Annotated in this window: 21 protein-coding genes; 12 read left to right on the top strand and 9 right to left on the bottom strand. The window is 72.0% G+C overall.

Going from position 1 to position 22,854, the window contains the following annotated elements:
* The first annotated feature begins 53 nt into the window (after positions 1 to 53).
* From SSP08S_RS36845 to SSP08S_RS36820, 6 genes are all read left to right on the top strand, one after another.
* A complete protein-coding gene (locus SSP08S_RS36845; protein ID WP_019072663.1) occupies positions 54 to 791 on the top strand; it encodes a GNAT family N-acetyltransferase in 738 nt (245 codons plus the stop codon).
* A gap of 17 nt (positions 792 to 808) precedes the next feature.
* Entirely contained in the window at positions 809 to 928 is a 120-nt protein-coding gene (locus SSP08S_RS64615) for a putative leader peptide (RefSeq protein ID WP_369407108.1), read from the top strand.
* 75 nt (positions 929 to 1,003) lie between these two features.
* Positions 1,004 to 2,218: an LLM class flavin-dependent oxidoreductase gene (locus tag SSP08S_RS36835; protein ID WP_019072661.1), complete on the top strand. Its 1,215-nt coding sequence runs from the start codon at positions 1,004 to 1,006 to the stop codon at positions 2,216 to 2,218.
* Positions 2,219 to 2,237: 19 nt separating this feature from the next.
* Complete coding sequence (locus SSP08S_RS36830) at positions 2,238 to 3,611, top strand: NtaA/DmoA family FMN-dependent monooxygenase (protein ID WP_019072660.1); 1,374 nt, start codon at positions 2,238 to 2,240, stop codon at positions 3,609 to 3,611.
* A complete protein-coding gene (locus tag SSP08S_RS36825) occupies positions 3,608 to 4,699 on the top strand; it encodes an LLM class flavin-dependent oxidoreductase (protein WP_019072659.1) in 1,092 nt (363 codons plus the stop codon). Before SSP08S_RS36830 ends, SSP08S_RS36825 begins: the two co-directional genes overlap by 4 nt.
* The gene (locus SSP08S_RS36820; RefSeq protein ID WP_019072658.1) at positions 4,692 to 5,828 is read left to right on the top strand and encodes an LLM class flavin-dependent oxidoreductase; all 1,137 of its coding nucleotides are present in this window, start codon (positions 4,692 to 4,694) and stop codon (positions 5,826 to 5,828) included. The genes SSP08S_RS36825 and SSP08S_RS36820 overlap by 8 nt, the downstream gene beginning before the upstream one ends.
* Here the strand turns inward: SSP08S_RS36820 and SSP08S_RS36815 are convergent.
* Positions 5,807 to 6,181, bottom strand: coding sequence for a hypothetical protein (locus tag SSP08S_RS36815; RefSeq protein ID WP_019072657.1), 375 nt, complete (start codon positions 6,179 to 6,181; stop codon positions 5,807 to 5,809). The two genes, SSP08S_RS36820 and SSP08S_RS36815, sit on opposite strands and share 22 nt — an antisense overlap.
* Before the next feature lie 49 nt (positions 6,182 to 6,230).
* Between SSP08S_RS36815 and SSP08S_RS36810 the strand changes: the two genes are divergently transcribed.
* Positions 6,231 to 6,683: a GNAT family N-acetyltransferase gene (locus SSP08S_RS36810; RefSeq protein ID WP_043259939.1), complete on the top strand. Its 453-nt coding sequence runs from the start codon at positions 6,231 to 6,233 to the stop codon at positions 6,681 to 6,683.
* On the opposite strand, the gene SSP08S_RS56600 is transcribed toward SSP08S_RS36810, so the two are convergent.
* The 5 genes from SSP08S_RS56600 to SSP08S_RS36785 form a co-directional block, all read right to left on the bottom strand.
* The gene (locus SSP08S_RS56600) at positions 6,655 to 7,743 is read right to left on the bottom strand and encodes a phosphotransferase enzyme family protein (protein WP_019072655.1); all 1,089 of its coding nucleotides are present in this window, start codon (positions 7,741 to 7,743) and stop codon (positions 6,655 to 6,657) included. The genes SSP08S_RS36810 and SSP08S_RS56600 overlap by 29 nt on opposite strands.
* Positions 7,740 to 8,501 carry an ABC transporter ATP-binding protein gene (locus SSP08S_RS36800; protein WP_019072654.1) on the bottom strand — a complete coding sequence of 254 codons (762 nt, stop codon included), beginning with the start codon at positions 8,499 to 8,501 and terminating at the stop codon, positions 7,740 to 7,742. Before SSP08S_RS36800 ends, SSP08S_RS56600 begins: the two co-directional genes overlap by 4 nt.
* Positions 8,498 to 9,271 carry an ABC transporter permease gene (locus SSP08S_RS36795; protein WP_019072653.1) on the bottom strand — a complete coding sequence of 258 codons (774 nt, stop codon included), beginning with the start codon at positions 9,269 to 9,271 and terminating at the stop codon, positions 8,498 to 8,500. Before SSP08S_RS36795 ends, SSP08S_RS36800 begins: the two co-directional genes overlap by 4 nt.
* The gene (locus tag SSP08S_RS36790) at positions 9,268 to 10,296 is read right to left on the bottom strand and encodes an ABC transporter substrate-binding protein (RefSeq protein ID WP_019072652.1); all 1,029 of its coding nucleotides are present in this window, start codon (positions 10,294 to 10,296) and stop codon (positions 9,268 to 9,270) included. The genes SSP08S_RS36795 and SSP08S_RS36790 overlap by 4 nt, the downstream gene beginning before the upstream one ends.
* A gap of 129 nt (positions 10,297 to 10,425) precedes the next feature.
* The gene (locus tag SSP08S_RS36785; RefSeq protein WP_019072651.1) at positions 10,426 to 11,346 is read right to left on the bottom strand and encodes an ABC transporter substrate-binding protein; all 921 of its coding nucleotides are present in this window, start codon (positions 11,344 to 11,346) and stop codon (positions 10,426 to 10,428) included.
* A gap of 385 nt (positions 11,347 to 11,731) precedes the next feature.
* Between SSP08S_RS36785 and SSP08S_RS36780 the strand changes: the two genes are divergently transcribed.
* Complete coding sequence (locus tag SSP08S_RS36780) at positions 11,732 to 12,616, top strand: sulfurtransferase (protein WP_019072650.1); 885 nt, start codon at positions 11,732 to 11,734, stop codon at positions 12,614 to 12,616.
* A gap of 114 nt (positions 12,617 to 12,730) precedes the next feature.
* On the opposite strand, the gene absR1 is transcribed toward SSP08S_RS36780, so the two are convergent.
* Entirely contained in the window at positions 12,731 to 13,825 is a 1,095-nt protein-coding gene (gene absR1, locus SSP08S_RS36775; RefSeq protein ID WP_019072649.1) for a beta-glucuronidase AbsR1, read from the bottom strand.
* A 97-nt stretch (positions 13,826 to 13,922) separates the two neighbouring features.
* Between absR1 and SSP08S_RS36770 the strand changes: the two genes are divergently transcribed.
* A complete protein-coding gene (locus SSP08S_RS36770) occupies positions 13,923 to 15,800 on the top strand; it encodes a LuxR family transcriptional regulator AbsR2 (RefSeq protein WP_019072648.1) in 1,878 nt (625 codons plus the stop codon).
* A 389-nt stretch (positions 15,801 to 16,189) separates the two neighbouring features.
* On the opposite strand, the gene SSP08S_RS36765 is transcribed toward SSP08S_RS36770, so the two are convergent.
* Complete coding sequence (locus SSP08S_RS36765) at positions 16,190 to 18,793, bottom strand: CHAT domain-containing protein (protein ID WP_019072647.1); 2,604 nt, start codon at positions 18,791 to 18,793, stop codon at positions 16,190 to 16,192.
* A 109-nt stretch (positions 18,794 to 18,902) separates the two neighbouring features.
* Between SSP08S_RS36765 and SSP08S_RS36760 the strand changes: the two genes are divergently transcribed.
* Genes SSP08S_RS36760 through SSP08S_RS36750 form a run of 3 tightly spaced genes read left to right on the top strand, consistent with a single transcriptional unit; the run spans position 18,903 to position 21,522 of the window.
* Entirely contained in the window at positions 18,903 to 20,339 is a 1,437-nt protein-coding gene (locus SSP08S_RS36760; protein ID WP_019072646.1) for a S8/S53 family peptidase, read from the top strand.
* Positions 20,336 to 20,974 carry an RNA polymerase sigma factor gene (locus tag SSP08S_RS36755; RefSeq protein ID WP_078532632.1) on the top strand — a complete coding sequence of 213 codons (639 nt, stop codon included), beginning with the start codon at positions 20,336 to 20,338 and terminating at the stop codon, positions 20,972 to 20,974. Before SSP08S_RS36760 ends, SSP08S_RS36755 begins: the two co-directional genes overlap by 4 nt.
* Positions 20,975 to 20,979: 5 nt before the next feature.
* Positions 20,980 to 21,522, top strand: a complete 543-nt coding sequence (locus SSP08S_RS36750) for a hypothetical protein (protein ID WP_051106056.1) — start codon at positions 20,980 to 20,982, stop codon at positions 21,520 to 21,522.
* A gap of 61 nt (positions 21,523 to 21,583) precedes the next feature.
* On the opposite strand, the gene SSP08S_RS36745 is transcribed toward SSP08S_RS36750, so the two are convergent.
* Positions 21,584 to 22,810, bottom strand: a complete 1,227-nt coding sequence (locus SSP08S_RS36745; protein ID WP_019072643.1) for a cytochrome P450 — start codon at positions 22,808 to 22,810, stop codon at positions 21,584 to 21,586.
* Positions 22,811 to 22,854 lie beyond the last annotated feature (44 nt).

The raw sequence follows: 22,854 nt of genomic DNA, 5'->3' as shown, positions 1-22,854 counted from the left end.
CGCACCCCGGCGGGGTCCCCGACCCGTGCGACCAGTACCGGAGCCGTCACCCGATGTCTTCCACCGCCAGTATCGAAACGACCACCTCCCACGTCCTGGACAACCCGGCCTGGGCCGCGCTCACCGGCCCGCACGCCCACCTCGCCGAACGCGTCGGCCGTGCCGCCCGCTACCGGGTCGACGTGGCCGGCTTCAACGCCATCACCGACAACGACGACCCGCGCGCCTGGGCCGACCTGGCCACGCTCATCGGACCCGGCGGCACCGCCGCCGTGCGCGGAGTGAGCGAGACCCCGGACGGCTGGGAGATCGTCCGTTCCGGACAGGGTGTCCAGCTCGTGGACACCGCTCTGCGGGCCGAGCACGACCCCGAGGCCGTCCGTCTCGGCGCCGACGACGTGCCCGAGATCCTCGACCTGGTCGCCCGCACCGAACCCGGCCCCTACCTTCCCCGCACCGTAGAGATGGGCACCTACCTCGGCATCCGCCACGAGGGCCGACTGGTCGCTTTGGCCGGCGAACGCCTCCACCCGCCCGGCTGGACCGAGATCAGCGCCGTGTGCACCGACCCCGACCACCGCGGCCGGGGCCTGGCCACCCGCCTGGTCCGCGCCGTCGCCGCCGGCATCAAGGAACGCGGCGACCACCCCTTCCTGCACGCCGCGGCCACCAACGCCAACGCCATCCGGCTGTACGAGTCGATCGGCTTCACGCTGCGCGCCCGTACGGTCTTCTCGCTCGTACGGTTCACCGGCCCGACTTCCGCCGCCGATCCGGAAGAAACGGCATAGCCGTGCGGTTGCCCCTGATGAAGCCGGAGTCCGAGGAGGTGGAGCACATGTGTGGCGCCGCTGTCCTCCACGTGCGACTCACCACCCGCCAGCACATAGACCTGCTGCGCGTGGCCGGCGCGCTCTGTCGCCCCTGACCCCGTTGCCCCAGCCGCCGTGCGCCCGCTTCCAGGGCCGGCGATCTCGTACGGACCTCCAGGAAGGCACCACTCGTGTCATCGACCTCCCCTTCTCCTCTGCATCTCGCCGTCGCCCTCGACGGCACCGGCTGGCACCCCGCCTCCTGGCGCGAGCCGGTGGCCCGGCCCCGCGACCTGTTCACCGCCGCCTACTGGGCCCACCAGGTCGCCGAGGCCGAGCGCGGTCTCCTCGACTTCGTGACCTTCGAGGACGGCCTCGGCCTCCAGTCCTCGCACTACGGCGAGCTGGACGGCCGCACCGACCAGGTCCGCGGCCGCCTCGACGCCGTACTGATCGCGGCCCGCATCGCACCGCTCACCAGCCACATAGGCCTGGTCCCGACGGTGGTGTCCACGCACACGGAGCCGTTCCACATATCCAAGGCGATCGCCACCCTCGACTACGTCAGCACCGGCCGCGCCGGTGTACGAGTGCAGCTCTCGGCCCGCCCGCACGAGGCCGACCACTTCGGGCGGCGCGACTTCCCGCCGATCAGCCTGGAGAGCCTGCGCACCCCGGCCGGACAGGAACGGCTCGCCGAGCACTTCGAGGAGGCCGCCGACTACATCGAGGTCGTGCGCCGCCTCTGGGACAGCTGGGAGGACGACGCCGAGATCCGGGACGTCGCCACCGGCCGCTTCGTCGACCGCGACAAGCTCCACTACATCGACTTCGAGGGCCGCCACTTCAGCGTCAAGGGCCCCTCCATCACCCCCCGGCCGCCGCAGGGCCAGCCGATCGTCAGCTCCCTGGCCCACCAGACCATCCCGTACCGGCTGGTGGCCCGCGCCACCGACATCGGCTACGTCACCCCGCACGACACCGACGACGCCCGCGCGATCGTCGCGGAGATCCGCGCCGAACAGGACGCGGCGGGCCGCGCCGACGAACCGCTGCACATCTTCGGAGACCTGGTGGTCTTCCTCGACGACGACGAGGCCACGGCGGTCGCCCGCCGCGAGCGCCTCGACGCCCTGGCGGGGGAGCCGTACACCAGCGACGCCCGGATCTTCGCCGGTACGCCCGTCCAACTCGCCGATCTCCTCCAGGAGTTGCAGTCGGCGGGGCTGACCGGTTTCCGGCTGCGGCCCGCCGTCGCGGGACACGACCTGCCGGCGATCACCCAGGGGCTGGTCCCCGAACTCCAGCGCCGGAACGCCTTCCGCCGCGCCTACGAGGCCGACACCCTGCGCGGCCTGCTGGGGCTCACCCGCCCCGCCAACCGCTACGCCGCCGCGAACGCCTGAGCCGGAGGGACCGTACGACATGAGCAAGCCCCTGAAGCAGATCCACCTGGCCGCCCACTTCCCCGGCGTCAACAACACCACCGTGTGGAGCGACCCCGCGGCCGGCAGCCACATCGAGTTCAGCTCCTTCGCGCACTTCGCGAAGACCGCCGAGCGCGCCAAGTTCGACTTCCTGTTCCTCGCCGAGGGCCTGCGGCTGCGCGAACAGGGCGGCAAGATCTACGACTTGGACGTGGTCGGCCGCCCCGACACCTTCACGATCCTCGCCGCGCTCGCCGCCGTCACCGAACACCTCGGACTCACCGGCACCATCAACTCCACGTTCAACGAGCCCTACGAGGTGGCCCGCCAGTTCGCCAGCCTCGACCACCTCTCCGACGGGCGTGCGGCCTGGAACGTCGTCACCTCCTGGGACGCGTTCACCGGCGAGAACTTCCGCCGCGGCGGCTTCCTGCCCCAGGACGAGCGCTACTCCCGGGCCAAGGAGTTCCTCGCCACCACCAACGAACTCTTCGACTCCTGGCACGGTGACGAGATCGTGGCCGACCAGGCCACCGGCACCTTCCTGACCGACGCCAAGGCCGGAGCCTTCGTCCACCAGGGCCAACACTTCGACATCCACGGCCAGTTCAACGTCCCGCGCTCCCCGCAGGGCCGCCCGGTCATCTTCCAGGCCGGCGACTCCGACGAGGGCCGCGAGTTCGCCGCCTCCAGTGCCGACGCCATCTTCAGCCGGTACAGCACCCTCACCGAGGGTCAGGCCTTCTACACCGACGTCAAGGCCCGGCTCGCCAAGTACGGCCGCAGGTCTGACCAGTTGCTGATCCTCCCGGCCGCGACCTTCGTGCTCGGCGACACCGACGCGGAGGCCGAGGACCTCGCGAAGGAGGTGCGCCGCCAGCAGGTCAGCGGCGCCACCGCCATCAAGCACCTGGAGTTCGTCTGGAACCGGGACCTCTCCTCCTACGACCCGGACGGCCCGCTGCCCGACATCGACCCGGACGTCAGCGACAACCACATCTCCAAGGGCCGGGCCCAAGTACGCATGTACCGCGACCCGTTGGCCACCGCCCGCGAGTGGCGTGAGCGGGCGGCCGCGAACAACTGGTCCATCCGCGACCTGGTCATCGAGACCGGCAACCGCCAGGCCTTCATCGGCTCCCCGTCGACCGTCGCGAAGACCATCAACGACTTCGTGCAGGCCGACGCCAGCGACGGCTTCATCCTCGTCCCGCACATCACCCCGACCGGACTCGACCCCTTTGCCGACAAGGTGGTCCCGCTCCTCCAGGAACAGGGCGTCTTCCGCACCGAGTACGAAGGCCCCACCCTCCGCGACCACCTCGGCCTGGCCCACCCCGACGACGTGCGCGAGGAACGGGCGGCGTCGTGAAGTTCCTCGCGATCACGCTCATCGTCCACCGCCCCGACCCGGTCACGGGCATCCAGAAGTCGACCCACGAGCGTTTCCGCGAGGTCCTCGAAAACGCCGTACTGGCCGAGGAGATGGGCCTCGACGGCTTCGGCGTGGGGGAGCGGCACGAGCGCCCCTTCATCTCCTCCTCACCGACCGTCGTCCTCAGCCACGTCGCCGCGCTCACCCGCCGTATCCGCCTCTTCACGGCCGTCACCACACTCAGCCTCCTCGACCCGGTCCGGGCCTACGAGGACTACGCCACGCTGGACCATCTTTCCGGCGGACGCCTGGACCTGATCATCGGCAAGGGCAACGGCACGGCCCAGCGCGAGCTGTTCCACGTCACGCCCGAGGACCAGTGGGAGCGCAACGCCGAGAGCTACGAGGTGTTCCGGCAGCTCTGGCGGCAGGACAAGGTGACGGCGAAGACCCGGTTCCGCCCGGAACTGAAGGACGCCGAGGTGTGGCCGCGGCCCTACCAGCTGCCGATCCGGGTCTGGCACGGCAGCGCCACCAGCAAGGAGAGCGTCGACCTGGCCGCCCGCTACGGCGACCCGCTGTTCTCCGCCAACGTCACCAACCCCATAGAGCCGTATGCCGAGTTGATCCGCTACTACCGCGAACGCTGGGAGCACTACGGCCACGACCCGGCGGACATCGCGGTGGGCGCGGGCACGGCCGGCCTCTACGTCGCCCCCACGACCCAGGAGGCGCTGGCCGTCTACCGGCCGATCTTCGAGAGCAACCTCGCCTTCCAGAAGCAGGTGGGCCTGCCCATCGTCTTCGAGACCCTGGAGGACTTCGTCGAGCGCAGCTCCGCGCTGATCGGCAGCCCCCAGCAGGTCATCGACAAGGTGCACCGCTACCACGAGCAGTTCGGGCACACGGTGCTCCATCTGCACGCGGACGCCGGCGGCTTGACGGACCGTCAGCACCGTGACTCGCTGGAGCTGTTCGGGTCGGCGGTGGCTCCCGTGCTCCGCAAGGACATCCCGGACCCGCCGTTCGACTGGGCCCCGGTACTGCCGGAGGCGTCCACCACCGAGGAGCCCGCGCATGCCTGACATCCCGCTCGGCGTCCTCGACCTGGTCCCGATCTCCTCCGGCTCCACCGCACCCGAGGCGCTGCGCAACTCCATCGAACTCGCGCGCAGGGCCGAGGAGTTCGGGTACGCCCGCTACTGGTTCGCCGAGCACCACCTCAACCCCGGAGTCGCCGGCACGTCCCCCGCGGTGGTCCTGGCGCTGACGGCGTCCGCGACCTCCACCATCCGGCTCGGCTCCGGCGCCGTACAACTCGGCCACCGCACCGCGCTGTCCACGGTCGAGGAGTTCGGCCTGCTCGACGCGCTGCACCCCGGCCGCTTCGACCTGGGCCTGGGCCGCTCGGGCGGCCGACCGTCGCCCCCGCTGCCCTCGGCCACCCCGGTCGTCGACGGCCGGGCCCCCAACGGCCTGCGCATCCCGCCCCGCTTCTCCTTCGAACGGCTCCTCGGCTCACCCCGGATCGCCCTCCAGCGCAAACTGCTCCTGCTGCCCAAGGCCGAGTCCCAGGAGTACGGCGAGCAGATCGACGACGTCCTCGCGCTGCTGGCCGGCACCTACCGTTCCCCGGAGGGCGTGGAGGCCCACGTCGTACCGGGCGAGGGCGCCGACCTGGAGCTGTGGATCCTGGGCAGCAGCGGAGGCACCAGCGCCGAGGTCGCGGGCCGCAACGGCCTCCGCTTCGCGGCGAATTACCACGTCAGCCCCGCCAGCGTCCTTGAGGCGGCGGACGGTTACCGCGCCGCGTTCCAGCCCTCCGACGTCCTCGACAAGCCGTACGTCAGCGTCTCCGCCGATGTCGTCGTCGCCGAGGACGACGACACGGCACGCGAACTCGCCACCGGCTACGGCCTGTGGGTGCGCTCCATCCGCACGGCGGAGGGCGCCATCAAGTTCCCGACCCCCGACGAGGCCCGCGCCCACGTCTGGAGCGACGAGGACAGCGAACTGGTCCAGGACCGCATCGACACCCAGTTCGTCGGCTCACCCACTCGGGTCGCCGACCAACTGGAACAACTCCAAGAGGCCGTCGGCGCCGACGAGTTGCTCATCACCACCATCACCCACGACCACCCGGACCGGGTGCGCTCGTACGAGCTCCTCGCAGAAGAATGGCGCCGCCGGGGTCACTCCTCCCAGTCGAGCTGATGCTCCGGGGTCCCCACGGAACGCCCGTACGCGACCGCTTCGGCGCGGCCCGGCTCGTCGCCGCGCCGATAGCGGAACACTTTCCCCGCGAAGACGACGACCCGTTCATCGCCGACGGTGAAGTCGGCGTACCAGCCATTGGCCGGCTCCAGAGCGGCGGCGAGTGCCTCCGCGATCGGACCCGCGGCGCTGTCGTCGTCGGTCTCCCACTCGATGAACGTCCAGGCGTCGGGCTGCCCGGCGGTCGCACTCGCCGAGTTGTCGACCCGCTCGACCTTCCGGATGCGCAGCCCGTGCGGCGCGAACACGGCACCGGGGCGAAGGCTCTCGCCGAGGACGTAACCCGTGATCATGACCTGTCTCCTTCTCGACTCCGTACGGCTCTCTGCCATGATCGATGCCATGGACGTCCGTATCGAACCTGCCGATGTCACCGACCTCCACCAGGTACTGGAGGACCACGCACGCTACTGGGGCGAGCGTGACCTTCGCGCGCTCCATGTGACCGCGCTGGTGCAGGAGTTCGGGTCCACCTGTCTGGTCGCCCGGGCCGACGACGGCATCCGTGGTTACCTCTTCGGGTTCGTCACGCCCGACCACACCGGGTACGTGCACCTGATCGCGACCCGGGACGACGCACGCGGCACCGGTCTCGGGCGCGACCTGTACACGGCGTTCATCGAGGCCGCCGGACGGCAGGGCGCGGTCCGCCTCAAGGCCATCACCTCGGTCACCAACGAGGGGTCGATCGCCTTCCACCGCACCCTCGGTTTCGACGCGCGGACTGTCGAGGACTACGACGGGCCGGCCCGACCCCGGGTCGTCTTCACCCGTGAGCTGAGGCCGACCCGCTAGCGCCGCACAGGTCCAGCAGGCGGCGACCGCCGTCCCCCGCGAACCACTCCGCGTGGCCCACGTAGTACTCGTACGCCAGCCGGGTGTTCTCCGCCGATCGCGTCACACCGTGGAAGTAGCCCAGCTCGGAGAGCGCGAACTCGGCATGGACCAGGGGGAGCAGGGCGGGCAGCGCCTTCGACTCGGTGGGGGTGAGCGGGCGTACGGACCGGTAGCCGTCCAGGAGCGCGAGGGCGTCCTGCTCGCGGACCGGGAAGCCGGGCTGGAGCCACTGGACCGTGTTGCGTTCGATCGCGGTGGCCAGGTCGTGCACGGCGGTCGTGCGGTCGCTCATGCCGAAGTCCAGCGCTGTGGCGACCGAACCGTCCTCGTTCCAGAGGAGGTTGGAGGCGTGCCAGTCGTTGTGGGTCCACAGGGGATCCAACCCCTCTAGGTGTGGGGCCAGTTCCTCGTGGAGCGGGAGCAGGACCCGTCGGGTGTCCTCGCGCCACGGGAAGTCCGCCAGTCCCTTTGCCAGTTGGGGGCGCTCCTCCACATAACGCTCCAGCTCCGCCGCAGGGTCGGCCGAGGCGAACACCGTGAACGACGCGACCAGCGGCTGCACTTGGCGGCGCGGCGCGTCGAAACCCTCCGAGGCGAGGTGCAGGCGGGCCAGTGCCTCGCCTGCCGCGCGAGCGTGGGCGGAGGTGTGGAACGGGGACCAGGACAGGGCATCGCGGTAGAGGTCCGTGCCGGTGCCGGACGAGTGCACCTCGTACGTCCACTCGCCGCGCGTCGCCGCGTCCAGCACCTCGACGACCGGGGCGCCGCGCAGCCGCAGGTGTCGTAGGAAGGCGTGTTCCTCGGCCAGACCCTCTGCCGTGCGGACGGAGGTGTGGTGGCGTTTCACGAAGAGGCGGCGGTTGGACCGTTCCACGACGGCCGCCGCAGACAGAGGGCGCGGGCTGCGCCACACCACCCGGGCCGGGCCCACGATGTCGGTCACCTCGGTGTCCGTCAGGGGTGGCCAGTCGGGGGCGACCGGGTCGGTGCCCAGGCCGTGGGCGAGGTGTGAACTCACGCTGTCTTCACCGCCGTTGTGCCCCGCAGGGCGTCCAGGACGCGGCGCTCAGTGGCGGCGAAGTCCGGGTTGGTGAAGTCGTCGGCGCCGCGCGGGCGGGCCAGCGGGACCTCGACGTGGTCGACGATCGTGGCCGGGCGGGGGGAGAGGACGTGGACCGTGTCCGCGAGCAGGACCGCCTCGCGGATGTCGTGGGTGACCAGGACGACCGTCCAGCGGTGGCGCTGCCACATGCCGGCCAGCCACAGCTGCATCTCGGTGCGGGTGAGGGAGTCGAGCGCGCCGAAGGGTTCGTCGAGCAGGAGGACCGGTCGCTCCAGGACCACCGTGCGCAGCAGGGCCGCGCGTTGCCGCATACCGCCGCTGAGTTGGGACGGGTACGCCTTCTGGAAGCCGTCGAGGCCGAAGTCCGCGAACAGGGCGTCGGCCCGGCGCCGTGCTTCTTTCTTTCCAACTCCCTGCGCCTCAAGGCCAAGTGCCGTGTTGTCCAGCACGGTCCGCCAGGGGAAGAGGAGGTCCTTCTGCGGCATGTAGGCGACCTTGCCGGACTCCACTCCGGCCGGTTCGCCCTCCACCAGTACCTGGCCCGACGTGGGACGGTCGAGGCCGGAGACGAGATTGAACAGGGTGCTCTTGCCGCTTCCGCTTGGGCCGATGACCGCCGCGAACTCGCCCTGCTCCACGGTGAGTTCGAGATCCTGCAGGACTTCCAGAGGACCGAACGACTTACCGACACCCTCAATGCGCAGACTGCTCATGACGACCTGTCCTCCTTCAAGGCCCGTTCCCACGGGAGTACCAGCCGTTGCAGCAGATAGGTCGCGCCGAACAGGGCGATGCTCAGCGCGGCCGTCACCGCGACCGCCGCGAACACCAGGTCCGTACGGAACGCGCTTTTCTGGGCCTGCATATAGATGCCGAGGCCCGCCTCCGCGCCCGCGTACTCGGCGAAGACGGCGCCGACGACGGCGTAGGTGATGCTCACGCGGAGCCCGGCGAAGAAGTACGGCATCGCGCTCGGCACCCGGACCAGCCGGAACGTCCGCCAGCGGCCCGCGCCGAGCGAGCGCAGCAGCCGCATCGCCTCGCGGTCGGTCGCCGCGAAGCCCGCCGCGAGGTTGGCGGCGAGCGGGAAGAACGTCGTCAGGGTCACCACCAGCATCTTCGGCAGCAGACCGAAGCCGAACCAGATGATCAGTAGGGGCGCGACGGCCACGATCGGGATGGTCTGCGAGGCGACGAGCAGCGGGTACAGGCCCCGGCGGGCGGCGGAGGAGAAGTCGAGGAGGACGGCGACGAGCCAGGCCGCCGCGAACGACAGCGCGAAGCCGAGCAGCGTCTCCTGGAGGGTGGGGAGCGTCTGGTCCCACAGGTCTTGGCGGTTCAGCCAGCCCTGCTCCACGACCCGGGCGGGAGAGGGGAGCGTCGTCGGATCGACGCCGGCGGCGGTGACGTACAGCTGCCAGCCGCCGAGGAGCACGGCCAGGACGAGGAGCGGCGGCCACAACGACCGCAGCAGCGGCCTCACTTGGCGTCCGGGAGGTAGGCGTTGGTGAAGAACGTCGACGCCTTCGGGGCGGAGGTGAGCTTCTTGCCGTTGGCGTCGACCAGCAGGCCCGCCTTGTACTCGAAGTCCGCGAAGGCCTGCCAGCGCTCCGCGCTCTGCGTGCCGATGGAACCCTCGGTGCCCTTGTAGTACTCCTTGGCGAGCAGCGCCTCGCTCTGCTGCACCAGCTTGGTGTTGGTGAGGACGCTCTTGTTCGCCGAGATCAGCAAGTCGGCTGCCTGGGACGGGTGTTCGACGGCGTAGCGGTAGCCCTTGTCGACGGCCGCGAGGAACTTCTTCGCCAGCTCGGGGTTCTTCTTCAGGAACTGGTCCGAGGACGCGACGAGGGTCGAGTAGATGGCTGGGAAGCCGTAGTCGGAGAGCTGGAAGTTCTTGAGCGGCTTGCCGTTCAGCTCCGCCTCCAGGCCCTCCCAGGTCGGCATCGGCATCGCGAAGTCCGCCTTGCCCGCGTAAAGCGCCTGGTACGCCGCGGTGTTGAGGGTGACCTGCTTGAAGTCGCCCTTGCCGCCCGCACTTTGGATCACCTTCTGCAGCAGCGGCTTCTCGTACGGCGCGCCGAAACCGGCGTACGTCTTGCCGTCGAGGTCCTTCGGCGAGGTGATGTCGCTGCGGTCTGCGCGCACGGCGATCGTCACGTCGGTTTTCTGCGTCACCGCGTAGACGGAGGTGATGTCCTGGCCGGCGGCCCGTGCGGTGGTGATGCCCTCCTGGTACGAGATCCCGAAGTCCGCCTTGTGGTTGGCGATCAGGGTCTCGGGAGCGGTCGAGCCGTACGGCACGATCTTCAGGTCGATCCCGGCGGTCTTGAACCAGCCCTTGGCCTGGGCGACGTAGATGCCGGTGTGGTTGGTGTTGGGCGTCCAGTCCAGCGCGAGGGTGACGGTCGTGGTGCCGTCCTTCGCGGCGGCCGTGGAGTCGGCGGAGCAGCCGGTGGCGGCGAGGAGGGCGGTCGCGGCGATGGCGGTCAGGGCGGTACGGCGATGCATGTCGGGTCCTTCGAGGGGTGGGAGGGCTGGCGGGTCGGTCCGGTCACGGCCGACACAGCGCGCTGCCCACCCGCATGAAGTCGACGGCGAGGCGCCGGGTCAGCGTCCGCGCCTGGCAGGCCAGGGCTCTCATGTGGCCACGTCCAGCAGGCCGTTGGTGAACGACTTCGCCCAGTCCCGGTCGTCCGGGATCGCGCCGTTCTCGGCGAGCCAGTGCGCGTACGGGCCCATCCGGCCCTCGTCGATCACACCCCAACGGCCGTCCGCGTCCGTCCAGGTGGGCGCGATCAGTGCCAAGGAGCGGGCGATCAGCGGGCGCGGGAAGTACGGGATGACGTGCTCCAGCAACTCCAGCGTGGCGTCCGGCTCTTGGGCCGCCGCCGCGTAGCCGCGTGCCGTGACGGCGAGGAAGTCCCGTACCAGGGAGGGGTGTTCGGCGAGCAGTGTCTCGTTCGTGCCGAGCAGGTAGCTGTGGTAGCGCGGGGCGCCGATCTCGTCCACCGGCCAGGTCAGCCGCTGTTCCTCGGGCAGATCGCCGCGCAGGGCGTCCCAGGACCAGTAGTTGCCGAAGGTGGCGTCGGCCTCGCCCGCCGCGATGTCGTCCACGGTCAGCTCGCGCGCACCGGCGTCGATCCCGATCACGGCGTCCGGGTCGCCGCCGTCGGCCGCCACCAGGTGGCGCACCATGGCCCGGCCGCGCGGGGTCGGGTTGAAGGCGATACGGCGGCCGGCGAGGTCGCGGGGGCGGGTGATGCCGGTCGAGGTGGTGGTCTGGATGGCCTCCAGGCCCCGGTGGTTGATCGCGGACACGGCGATCAGCGGCTGCCCCCGCTCCGCCCGCCGGGCCAGCAGCCGGTTCGGCGGGAAGATCCCGAAGTCCACCTCGCCCCGCGCCAGGTATTCGAGGGTGTCCCCGCGTCCCGGATCCTGGACCACCAGCTCGACGTCCAGACCGGCCTCGGCGTACCAGCGACGGGCGCGGGCGACGTACAGACCGGCCGAATTCGGCCACGGGTGGAAATAGTCCAGCATGACCCGTATGTGCGGCATGGGGGAACTCCGAAACGTGCGCAGGCGTGACGGCGCCTGAAGGAACGGGAGAGGGGTGCGCGAAGGCGGTGGATCAGTGCGTGCGACAACAACAGGAGCGGCGCGCCGGGGAGTTGACCACCGGGTGCTGGGGCTCGACTGCTGAAGACACGTGAACTCCTACGCGGGCGCTGAGGCGCGAGTGGTGCGGTCGGCGTCCCCATGGGGGCCGGACTCTCGACGAGCCGGTCCCAGACGCCCTCTCAGCCCAACCGGGTAGGGGCTCCCGCGTAGATGGCCGAACGATAACCGCACCACCCGGATTCTGTGCAAGCCTCGTCCGGAATGCGGGACGGGCATGCCCGATGAGTGAGACGCCCAGGTCGCGGGCGTACGATCGGCCGCCATGACCACCTCCCTGCTGCCCGGCCCCCTGGTCGACGACACCTGGCTCGCCGCGCATCTCGACGACCCCCGGCTGGTCGTCCTCGACGCCACCGCGCTGCTGCCCTCACCCCGTGAGGACGGCGACTACCGCTCCGCGAGCGGGCGCGGGACCTGGGCCGAGCGGCACCTGCCCGGATCGCGACACGCCGACCTGACCGGCGATCTCTCCGACCACGAGGCGCCGTACCACTTCGCCGTGCCGTCTCCCGGCAGGCTCGTCGCCGTGCTGGCCCGGCTGGGCGTGGGGGAGGGCGTCGAGGTCGTCGCGTACGACAGCGGCGGCGGCATCTGGGCGGCCCGCCTGTGGTGGATGCTCCGGGCGATCGGCGTACCGGCGGCCGTGCTGGACGGCGGTCTCGAGGCGTGGGAGGCGGCCGGACGTCCGCTGGCCTCCGGCGACGACACCGACCCGGCACCGGTCGTCCGTCCCGCGACACCTGTCGTACGGCCGGATCTGTGGTCCGGGATCGAGGACGTGGCCGCCATCAGCCGCGGCGAGCGGCCCGGCACCCTGGTCTGTGCGCTGCCACCCGGCGGCTACGACGGCTCCGCGCCCACCCGCTACAGCCGCCGCGGACACATCCCGGGCAGCCGCAGCCTCCCGGGACGCGGCCTGCTGGACGGCACCGGACGCATGCTGCCCGAAACCGAACTCGCCGCCAGGGTCGGAGCCGTCCTCGACACCGACGACTCGCCGGTCGTCCTGTACTGCGGCGGCGGGATCTCGGCCGCGGGCGCCGCGCTCGCGCTCACGCTGCTCGGGCGTACGGACGTCTCCGTGTACGACGGTTCACTGGAGGAGTGGTCCAAGGACCCTGCCCGGCCAATGGAGTTGGGCGGCTGAACGCGGTGGCGTGGCCGGAGCTCGTATCCCTCCCCCGAAGGTTACGAGCTCCGGCCGCTTCCCCCGGCGCCGGACCTGTGGTCCGTCCGTCCGCGTGCGGCTGTACACGTGCTGTTACCAGCACATCACCGCGGTGTCCCCCGACCCCCACGTGGAGTACAGGCGCACACGGACGAAGTAGCGGCGGCCCTTGACGAGCCTGACCTTGAGTGTTGCGTTGTGCGGGGTGCCCCCGTCGTCCTGGCCGGCGAGGAAGCGCGGTTCGCCGTCCCGTTCCTCGAAGACCACGACGACCGTGTCGCTGTCCCCGAAGGCCCCGACGGCGTACTCGCGCGTCTGGGTCGGCTCGATCGTGAAGTCGGCCTGCTCGCCCGGCCCCAGCCGCAGCGGCGCCGAGCGGAACGGCACCAGCTCGGACGGTCGGGGAGGGCCGACGGGCGGGTACCAGCGGAGCGCGAACTCCTTGTCCGAGGAGGAGAGTCCGCCGTGCGGATGCAGACCCGTGCGGTACTCCTCCGGCTCCAGGATCAGGCCGGACGTGAACGGGTACTCCATGATCGACTGCGGGTCCCAGACGGAGCCGTTGACCTCGTCGGGGTCGAGCTTGCGCAGGATGTTGACGAGCGTCCTGTCCCGGCTCCAGAAGTTCGGCGGGCCCGCCAGCTCGGCGTACACGGCCTCGTCGTCCCAGTGGATCCCGGCGAACGGGCTCTGGTGCTCGTGCAGCATGCCCAGCGCGTGCCCGATCTCGTGCAGCGCCGTGCCGCGCTGTCCGGGCGCGGTCAGGTCCCAGCCGAAGTTCATGGTGCGGTCGCCCAGACCGACCGTGAGCGCGTCGCGCCCCACCGCCGACCAGGAGCCGTCACCGGCCTGGAACCCGATGCGCAGCTCCGCCTCCGAACGGTCGGTGACCTCGGCGAAGTCGACACCGAGGCCGAGCCCCCGCCACTCACGGAAGCACTCGCGCACGACGTCCTGCTGCTCCTTGGCACCGGCCCACGGCACCCGCCGCAGCTCGCCGGTCCCGGGCACCGGGATGACGGACGTGTCGGCGGCGGAGTTGTCGACGTCGAAGAAGTAGTAGTGCAGGACCGTGCCGTTGACCCACATCCGGCTGCCGCCGACGAGCGCACCGCGCCGCTCCGCGGCCAGTCCCGGTCCGAACTCCGGGGCCGGCTGCTGCGCGAGGGAGCAGTAGCGAGCGGTCATGCGACCAGAGTGCCGTTGACCGTACCCGGGCGCCTGAGTCGAGGGCTACTCAAGTCACCCTGTATCAGGCATGAGTAGCCCGACTCATATCTGCGTGATGACTTTCGAACAGGACGCGAAGACCCTTGAACTGCCCTGGCCGTTCACCGGCCGGGAGGACGAACTCGAACTGATCCGCAGGTCGTTGACGGCAGGACGGCACGGCATCGTGGTCACCGGCCCGGCCGGCCGGGGCAAGACCCGGCTGGTCACCGAGGCCGTCCGGGGTGGCGACTGCGCCCGGATCACCGGGACGCCCGAGACCCGCGCGCTGCCCTTCGCCGCGTTCGCCCACCTGCTGCCCGAGAGCGTCTCCCTGCACCGAGCGGTCCAACTCCTGTCCGGCACCCGGCTGTTGCTCATCGACGACGCCCACCTCCTCGACGACTCCTCGGCCGCCCTCGTCCACCAGCTCGCCGTCCACGGCCGGACCCGCCTGATCGTCGTGGTGGCCGACGGCGACCCGGTACCCGGCGCGGTCTCCCGCCTCTGGACCGGCGAACTGCTGCCGCGCCTCGCGCTGGAGCCGCTGCCCCGCGAGGAGATCGCCCAGCTGCTCGCGGCGGGCGCCGGCGGCCCGCTGGAACCCCTCACCGTGAAACGCCTCCACCACCTCTGCCAAGGCGATCTGCGCCTGCTGCGCGACCTGTTCGGCGCGGTGCGCGAGCACGGACTGCTCACGCGGGCCACGGACACCGACGAGTGGGCCTGGCGCGGCCCGGTGCCGGTCACCGCGACGGTCCGCGAACGCACCGCGCAGGTCCTCGCCCGCGCCGACCTCGACGAGCGCGAGAGCCTCGAACGCCTGGCCTTCGCCGAGCCGTTGGCGTCCTCCCTCGACGACTTCGACCTCGACATCCTCGAACGACTGGAGGCCGAGGACCTGATCCGCGTCGACGACCGGGGCGCCGTCCACCTCACCCACCCCCTCCACGGCCCCGCCCTGCGCGCCGCCGCCGGCCGGCTCCGGGCCCGCCGCCTCGCCCGCACCCCCGACCAGTGCGTCCCGGCCCTCGCGGCCGAACGGGCCGCGCTCACCGACCGCATCGACCGGACCGACGTACGGCCGCTGCCGACGCCGGTGGGGGAGTGGCTGGTGGCCGAGGGTGCACCGGTACCGGCCGGGTACGCGGCCGTACGCGCCCGGTTCGCGAGGCTGCGCGGCGAACTGCGCGAGGCCGCGGCCTGGGCACGGGAGGGGCTGCGGGAGACCCCGGCGGATCGCGCCTGCGGGGTCGAACTCGCCCTGGCCGCCGCCCAGTCGGGCGATGTGCCGGACACCGGCGAGACCCTGGCCCACCGCCCCGCGAGCGGCTGGGCGGCGGCGGCCCGGGGCGATGTGGAGACGGCCCGCGAGACCGTGGCCGAGGCGGTGGCGCCGAATCGGTGTGGCGGCACCGCGGAGGACGGCAGGCCCGCCGCGTACGCCCTCTACGACGCCGTACGCCTCGGTGCACCCGAACAGGTCGCCGGCCGGCTCGCCCGGCTGCCCGGCGACGGACCGGCCGTGCTCGCGCGGCACGCCGAGGCGCTGGTCGACGGGGACGGGCCCGCGCTGGACCGGGTGGCGGGGGAGCTGGAGCAGCGCGGGTTCCTGCTGTTCGCGGCCGAGGCGCACGCCCAGGCCGTACGGGCGCACCGCGATCCGCGCGCCGCGCGCATGTCCCGCACCCGCGCGGTCGCGCTGGCCCGCCGCTGCCAGGGCGCCCGCACCCCGGCCCTTTCCGGCCTGGTGCTCGGTGAACTCACCGCCCGCCAGCGGCAGATCGTCACCCTCGCCGCCGCGGGTCTCAGCAACCGCCAGATCGCCGAACGCCTCACCCTCTCGGTCCGCACCGTCGGCAACCACCTCTACAGCGCCTACGCCCGCCTCGGCGCGAGCGACCGCGGCGCGCTGCCGTGGCTGGTGGAGCTGCCGACGGCGCAGTCGGCGTGACCGATGGCCCGCCGCCGGGTCGACCGGTGAGGTTGCTCCGAAGGGAGTGAGTGCCCGGCTTGTGGCCTGGTGGGCGGCGTCGCCTGGGGGTGTGGCGCGGGGGCTCTGCCAGTGGGCTCGAGCGACCGGGCGCGTTGCCGTGGCTGGTGGAGCTGCCGACGGCGCAGTCGGCGTGACGGGTGGCGGGCGGAACCGTGCCTGATCTGTGAGGCCGACGGCTCGGGCTCGGGTCGGCAGATCGACGCCCGGAGCTTCTTCGACGCGTGCGCCGATCCGGTCGCGCTCGACATGCCTGCGCGCGTGGCCGAACCGGGGCGGTCGGCCACGCCGCCGGGCATGGGACGGCCCGCCTCGTGCCCGTACCGCATCGGCCGAGCCGCCCGGGTGGGTCAGGCCGCTCCGAACGCCGTGAACGCCCAGCCCGTCGCCTGGTGCATCGCGTCCCCCGGCAGCGCGGTCCGGGCGTCGCGCAGGGCCTCCGCCAGGGAGAGGCCCGCGCTGAGGCCCTTGTGGAGGGCGAGCATCAGCGGGACCACGGCGGCGTCGCTGACGGGGGCGCTGCTCGCCACCACTCCCGCCGTGCCCAGCGGGAGCAACGCCGTTACCAGGCCGAGGAGTTCGTCGGCGCCCACCGGGGCGAGGCGGGCCGTGTCGCAGCTGGAGAGGATGATCCGGTACGGGCTGCGGGCGAGGCGTTCGAAGTCGTGGACGATGAGCGGGCCGTCGGCCATGCGAAGGGCCGAGAACAGGGGGCTGTCCGCGCGGAACGTGCCGTGCGCGGCGATATGGGCCAACGTCGCGCCGTCCAACTCGGCCAGTACCCGGGGGACTTCGGCGTCGTCGTGCTCCAGGACCGTGGGCGTGCCGTAGCGGTCGGCCAGGTCCGGGACCTCGGCGCCGTCGGTCGCGAGGCCGGGACCGCGCACCAGGACGTGCCGTCCGCCGGGCGGTGGCCGGGTGTCCAGGGCGCGCAGCCAACTGCCCGCCGACGGCGACACACTGAGCACCCGCTCGCGCAGCGAGGGCAGCAACGCCCAGGGAACACGGTGGAGTCGGCCCGGCGGGACCACCACCACCGGCCCGGAGCCCAGGTGTTGGACCGCCTCGCCGAGGAGTAGTTCCTCCAGCCGTCGGCCCGCCGCCTCCACCACCGGCAGCCTGGCCTCCGCCCCGGGATGCGCCAGTCGCCGCAGTCCCGCCTGCACGTGCTCCGCCTCGGCCATCGCCTCCGAGAGCAGGCCCGCCGCGAACCGCCGCACCCGCCCCTGGCCGCACAGCAGGGCGTGCACCCGCCCGTCGACCACGGCGAGTTCCACCAGCCGCCCCTCACCGAGGCGTGCCAGCAACCGAGTTGGATCGAAGCGCTCACCCTCGCCGGGTGCGTCACCGCGCATGTGGAGGGTGCGGGAGCGGATCTCCCGTTCCAGGCGCCGCTGTTCGCGCTCCAGGGCCGGTACCGGGTGGCCCTCCATCCGGGCCTCCTCCGCGCGGGCGGCGATCTCGCGGAACGCCGTCAGACCGCTCAGCAGGGCGGGGTCGGCGGGCGGCCGGGCGGGCGGGGTGGACAGCGCGGTCGCCCGCCAGCGCTCGCTCCACGCCAACAGCCGTCGCGGACCACCCGAGTTGAGGCTCGCCCGCTGCGCGAGCGCCGCCAGCTCCGCGCCCTGCGCGGTGGCCCGGGCCCGCAACTCCGAGGCGCCCAGGGTCGTACGGTGGTCGTCCAGGACGTCGAGCCCGCGCCGGCAGGCCTCCAGCACCCCGCGTCCCGAACCGGCGGCCTCGGCGCGCAGCGCCTGCGCCGCCCAGCCGGTCATCTGGGCCAGCGGCGGGCCGGCACGTCTGCTGCGGGCGGCCACCGCCAAGTGCCGTTCCGCATCCGCCGTCCAGCCCAGCGCCAGCGCGATCCGGCCCGCGAGCAGCGCGGCCTCCGGCGCCGACGGGGAGCCGAACGCGGCCAGCCGGCCGGCCACCGCGGCGGCGTCCGCGACCAGCCGGCCCGAGGCCCGCCCGGCCGCCAACCTCGCCTCGATCAGCACCAGTTGGGCATGCGTCTGCCACCAGGTGCGGCGCTGCGCGGCGAACAGCCGTACCGCCACGGCCGCGCGCGCGATCGCCGTGGGCGGATCGTCCGCGAGCCGCGCCGCCCGGGCGGCCACGAGCAGCAGCTCCGCCTTGCGGGTGGACTGCCCGCCTATGCCGTCGAGCAGCCCGATCGCCGTGTCCGCCTGGGCGAGTGCCTCCGCCGCCAGGCCCGCGCTCAGCAGCACCTCGCAGCGGCGGATGGTGAGCATGAAGGTGGGGGTGGTCAGCTTGGCGTACATCTCCTCTGCCTCGTCGAGGAGTTGGAGCGCCACCGGGATGTCGCCCGAGCGGAACGCGGCCAGACCCCTGCTCTCCACCGCGTCGGCCTTGTCGTGCTCCTGGCCGGTGGTCTCCCACAGCCGCTCGGCCGCGGTGAAGTCGGCGTCGGCCCGGTCCACCGCGCCGAGCGCCAGATGCACGGTCGCGCGCAGGGTCAGTGCCCGCGCCGTCCAGATCACGTCCTCCGTCTGCCGCAGCACGGGGATCGCCCGCCGTACGTCGTCCAGCGCCTCCTTGTGCCGGCCCAGCACCCACCAGGCGTAGGCCCGCAGGAACAGGACGCGCGCCCTGGACTTTCTGCTGCCGCGGGCGATGCCCCGCTCGAAGGCCGCCAGCCCCTGCCGGGTGCGGCCCGCGTGCACCAGCGCCACCCCGAGCGTGCCGAGGACGTCCGCCTCCCGGTCCGCCGAATCGGCGCGCGCCGCCAGGTCGCGGGCGCGCCGCAAGTGCTTGAGAGCGAGCCGGAGATCGCCGAAGTCCCGCTGCCAGATACCGATCACATGGTGGGCCACGGAGGCCTGGAACGGCGTCGGATCGCCGTCGAGGACCTCCCGCGCACCGGCCAGCGCCTCGCTCGGAGCCGCGAACACCATCGGCAGCAGTTCGAGAACCGGGTCGCCATCCGCTGTCACTCCTCGGATGGTAGTGGCCCCCGGTGCACACCACACGTGTTTGGCGCTGTATCAAGTAACGGCCCGCGGGCTCTGATTGACGACCGCCGCCCCAGTGGGAGGACACGCCATGGCACCACAGCGATTCCACGAGCAGTTCGACCAGATCCAGCGCTCGATGCCCGACATCCCCCTCGCGATGGGGCCCGACGACTCCGCCGAGTTCTTCTACGAGAAGGGCGTCGTGCTCGCCCGCGACGGCGAGGAGGCCCGCCTCGTCGAGGACACCGTACGCACCCACTTCACCGAGGCCACCGGCCTCACCGCCGACTCCGTCCGCCGGGCCGGACCCGAGACCAACCGGTCCGGGATCACCCGCATCCAGGTCGGCGACCCCGCCCACGGCGACCGGCGCGCCGACCGCGCCGTCGCCAACGCGCTGCGCGCCCTGCGCGAGCCCGAGGGCCGCGCGGGCCGCCGACTCGTCAGCCGCAACCACGTCGTGTCGATCGCCGTGAACGCCTGTCCCGGCGACGAACCCGTGCCCGCCCCGCTCACGCAGGGCGCCAACCCCGCACCCGCGGAAGCCGGTTACGACGCGGACACCGCCGTCGACGTCCTCGTCATCGACACCGGACTCATGCACGACTACCGGTCCTACCCGCTGCTGGCCCACGTCCAGGGCGACCCCCAGATCAAGGAGACCGACGCGGCGGGAGTGCTCCAACAGTACGTAGGACACGGCACGTTCATCGCCGGGCTCGTCGCGGCCGTCTCGCCCAACACCGAGGTGACCGTCCGCAACACCCTCAACGACGCGGGCGCCATCCTCGAATCCGACTTCGGCGAGGCGCTGTTCGCCGCCGTCGACCAGAACGGGTGGCCCGACGTCATCAGCCTCTCCGCCGGCACCAGCAACGGCCGCACCGACGGCCTCCTCGGCGTCGAGGGCTTCATGCAGGCCCTGCGCGGACAGCGCACCCTGCTCGTCGCGGCGGCCGGCAACAACGCCAGCGCCACCCCCTTCTGGCCCGCCGCCTACGCCGACCTGCCCGACTACCGGGACGTCGTCCTCTCGGTCGGCGCCCTGCGCGGCGACGGCGAGCACGGCGCCTGCTTCAGCAACCACGGTGCCTGGGTGAAGGCCTACGCCCCCGGCGAGCGGCTCGTCGGCCCCCTCACCGGCTTCGACGCACCCACGCCCTACACCTACCAGCACAGCACCTACGACGCCTGCCGGTTCGGCTTCACCTACTCCTGCACCTGCCAATACCCGTCCCACACCGGGGTGTTGAGCCAGCAGGGCGCCAACTCGGCCGGGAAGCCCGACCAGGTGATGTTCGAGGGGTTCGCGCACTGGAGCGGGACCTCGTTCGCCACCCCCGTCGCCGCAGGCCTGGTCGCCGCCTACATGACGGCGAACAAGGAGAGCGACGCGCGCGCCGCCCGTACCCAACTCCTCGCGGCCAACACCGAGTACGCCGAAGTACGCGGGGCGCATGTACCGGCGCTGCGCCCGCCCACCTGGCGCCCGGTCCCCGTCGTGCCGCTCTCCGCACCGGCATGAGGGCCGGAACCATCCCCTCCACGGCGTACGATGACATGCCGTACACGAGGGGTGGCACCGTGGACCGTGCAGAAGTCGGCGCGCTCGTCCGGTCGGCAGTCGACGGCGACGCGGCGGCCTGGAAGGCGCTCGTGGAGGGGCTCAGCCCACTGGTCTGGTCAGTGGTGCGCGCCCATCGGCTCTCCGACGCCGACGCCGGCGAGGTCTACCAGACCGTGTGGTTCCGCTTCGCCCAGCACCTGGGCCGCATCCGGGAACCCGACAAGGCGGGCTCCTGGCTGGCGAGCACCGCGCGCAACGAGTGCCTGAAGGTGATCAAGGGGCTGCGGCGGCTCATGCCCACGGACGATCCCCAACTCCTCGACCGCGTCAGCGAGGAGCGCACCCCCGAGCAGTCGGTCCTCGACTCGGAGGAGGCGGCCTCCGAGGCCGAGCGCATCCGCAGGCTGTGGCAGGAGTTCGCCGGACTGGGCGAGCGGTGCAGGCAGTTACTGCGTGTCCTGATGGCCTCGCCGCCACCCAGTTATCAGGAGGTGTCCGCCGGTCTGGGCATCGCCGTGGGCAGTATCGGACCCATGCGCCAGCGCTGTCTGCGCCGGCTGCGGGCCCGACTGAACGCCGGGGAGGCGCTGTGAACGGCATGTACGGCGACGGACCCGGAGCGTTCGACGCCTTCGGCCAGGACCCCTTCGACGACGAGGAGTTCGACGACCAGCAGGGCGAACAGGGCGACGAGGGCACGGAGTTCGACGACGCCCTCCTGGAGGAGGAGCTTCGCCAGGCGGCCGCCATCCTGGACCCGGTCCCCGCCGAACTGCGCCAAGTCGCCATGGACGCCTACGCGTTGTACGACATGGACGCCCGGCTCGCGGAGCTGACCTTCGACTCCCTGGTCGACGCCATCCCGGTCAGGGGAGCCCTGGACGTACCGCGCATGCTGACGTTCACGGCGGGCGAGCTCAGCGTCGACGTGGAGGTCACGAGCGAGGGCCTGATGGGCCAGGTGATGCCGCCCCAGCCGGCCGGCATCGAGGTCCTGAACGGCCTGCAGGCACTGCGCCCCACCACCCTCACGGCCGACTCCATGGGCCGTTTCACCAGCGACGTACCCCCGACCGGTCCCTTCGCGCTACGGCTGCGGACCGGCGGGGAGGTGGTCGTCACGGAGTGGCTGCGGGCGTGACCGCCGGTGCGCGAGGAAGGAGAGCGGGACACCCCTTCCTCGCGCATCAGGCACCGGCGCCCTACCAGGTCACCGGCAGCGTCTGCGGCCCACGGATCATCGTCTTCCGGCGCCAGACGATCTCCTCGGCGGGGACGGCCAGTTGGAGGCCGGGCAAGCGGTCCAGCAATGTGTCGACGAGGAGTTCGGTCTGCAGCCGGGCCAGCACGGCACCGGTGCAGTAGTGCGGGCCGTTGCCCAGGGCCAGATGCGGGTTGGGATCGCGGTCGACGTCGATGCGGTCCGGGTCCGGGAAGACGTCCGGGTCGCGGTTGGCGGCGAGGTAGGAGACGTAGATCGGGTCCCCCGCGCTGATCCGGTGGCCGTGCAACTCGACGTCCTCCAGGGCGATCCGGGCCAGACCGACGGAGGAGCGGTGCGGGATGTAGCGGAGGAGTTCGTCCAACGCGGCCTCCCTGCACTCCGGTTGACCTCGTAGGCGCTCCAGCAGCTCGGGGCGGGTGAGCATCAGGTACAGCATCTGGCCGCAGTTGTGGGTGACTGCCTCCCCGCCGATCTGCAAGGGGCCCGCGAGACCCACCGCCTCCTGCTCGCTGATGTCGCCCCGGGCCACGGCGGTGCCCAGCAGCGAGTACACATCGGTGCCCTCGCTGTCGGCGCGGGCGCGGATGGTGTCGGTGATCCACGCGTACATGCCGTTCTTGGCCCGGTCGGCGGCCTCGGCGCCACCGGACGTGGAGATGATCTGCCGGGTCCAGGAGTGCACCTGCTCCCGGTCCTCCTCGGGCACCCCCATGACCTCGCTGACCACCGCGAGCGGGAAGGGCTCCAGGACCCGCTCGATCAGATCCGCCGGCGGCCCGTCCGCCACGACCCCGTCCACCAGCGAGTCGAGCAGTGCCTGCGCGCGGGGCCGCAGCCGCTTCATCGCGCCGACCGTGAACGCGCCGGCGACCGGCTTGCGCAGCCGGTTGTGGTCCGGCTGGTCGGCGAACGCCAGTGACCCTGGGCGCGGCTTGAAGTGCGGGGCCATGCGCGTCACTTGACGGGTCGTCACCTCCGCGCGGCCGAACCGCGGATCGTTGGTGATTATCTTCACGTCGTCGTAGCGGGTGGCCAGCCACGCCCAGCCCTCACCGTGCGGCAGCCGGATCCGGTTCAGCGGGCCCTCGCGCATCAGCTCCGCGAGGACCGGGTCGAAGTCGGTCCCGGTCAGGTCGATCGGGGGCCAGTCCCGTACGGGCGGCTGCGGGGCCTGGCTGGTCAGCGTGGTGGTCTCCTCGGTCATGCGTCCACCCTCGTACGCCCCCGCCCGCCTGTCCTGCGGGAGTG

This window comes from Streptomyces hokutonensis (assembly GCF_000376565.1).
GTDB classification, from domain to species: domain Bacteria; phylum Actinomycetota; class Actinomycetes; order Streptomycetales; family Streptomycetaceae; genus Streptomyces; species Streptomyces hokutonensis.
Note: the sequence above shows the minus strand (reverse complement) of the source record. Positions and strands in the feature narration are given on the sequence as shown.

What these genes read in the sequence shown, in the direction of transcription:
- SSP08S_RS36745 (WP_019072643.1), bottom strand. Translation starts at nt 22,810, where the DNA reads ATGACCGAGGAGACCACCACGCTGACCAGCCAGGCCCCGCAGCCGCCC.
- SSP08S_RS36830 (WP_019072660.1), top strand. Translation starts at nt 2,238, where the DNA reads ATGAGCAAGCCCCTGAAGCAGATCCACCTGGCCGCCCACTTCCCCGGC.
- SSP08S_RS36790 (WP_019072652.1), bottom strand. Translation starts at nt 10,296, where the DNA reads ATGCATCGCCGTACCGCCCTGACCGCCATCGCCGCGACCGCCCTCCTC.
- SSP08S_RS36815 (WP_019072657.1), bottom strand. Translation starts at nt 6,181, where the DNA reads ATGATCACGGGTTACGTCCTCGGCGAGAGCCTTCGCCCCGGTGCCGTG.
- SSP08S_RS36750 (WP_051106056.1), top strand. Translation starts at nt 20,980, where the DNA reads ATGTACGGCGACGGACCCGGAGCGTTCGACGCCTTCGGCCAGGACCCC.
- SSP08S_RS36810 (WP_043259939.1), top strand. Translation starts at nt 6,231, where the DNA reads ATGGACGTCCGTATCGAACCTGCCGATGTCACCGACCTCCACCAGGTA.
- SSP08S_RS64615 (WP_369407108.1), top strand. Translation starts at nt 809, where the DNA reads ATGAAGCCGGAGTCCGAGGAGGTGGAGCACATGTGTGGCGCCGCTGTC.
- SSP08S_RS36820 (WP_019072658.1), top strand. Translation starts at nt 4,692, where the DNA reads ATGCCTGACATCCCGCTCGGCGTCCTCGACCTGGTCCCGATCTCCTCC.
- SSP08S_RS36780 (WP_019072650.1), top strand. Translation starts at nt 11,732, where the DNA reads ATGACCACCTCCCTGCTGCCCGGCCCCCTGGTCGACGACACCTGGCTC.
- absR1 (WP_019072649.1), bottom strand. Translation starts at nt 13,825, where the DNA reads ATGACCGCTCGCTACTGCTCCCTCGCGCAGCAGCCGGCCCCGGAGTTC.
- SSP08S_RS36755 (WP_078532632.1), top strand. Translation starts at nt 20,336, where the DNA reads ATGAGGGCCGGAACCATCCCCTCCACGGCGTACGATGACATGCCGTAC.
- SSP08S_RS36785 (WP_019072651.1), bottom strand. Translation starts at nt 11,346, where the DNA reads ATGCCGCACATACGGGTCATGCTGGACTATTTCCACCCGTGGCCGAAT.
- SSP08S_RS36800 (WP_019072654.1), bottom strand. Translation starts at nt 8,501, where the DNA reads ATGAGCAGTCTGCGCATTGAGGGTGTCGGTAAGTCGTTCGGTCCTCTG.
- SSP08S_RS36770 (WP_019072648.1), top strand. Translation starts at nt 13,923, where the DNA reads ATGACTTTCGAACAGGACGCGAAGACCCTTGAACTGCCCTGGCCGTTC.
- SSP08S_RS36845 (WP_019072663.1), top strand. Translation starts at nt 54, where the DNA reads ATGTCTTCCACCGCCAGTATCGAAACGACCACCTCCCACGTCCTGGAC.
- SSP08S_RS36760 (WP_019072646.1), top strand. Translation starts at nt 18,903, where the DNA reads ATGGCACCACAGCGATTCCACGAGCAGTTCGACCAGATCCAGCGCTCG.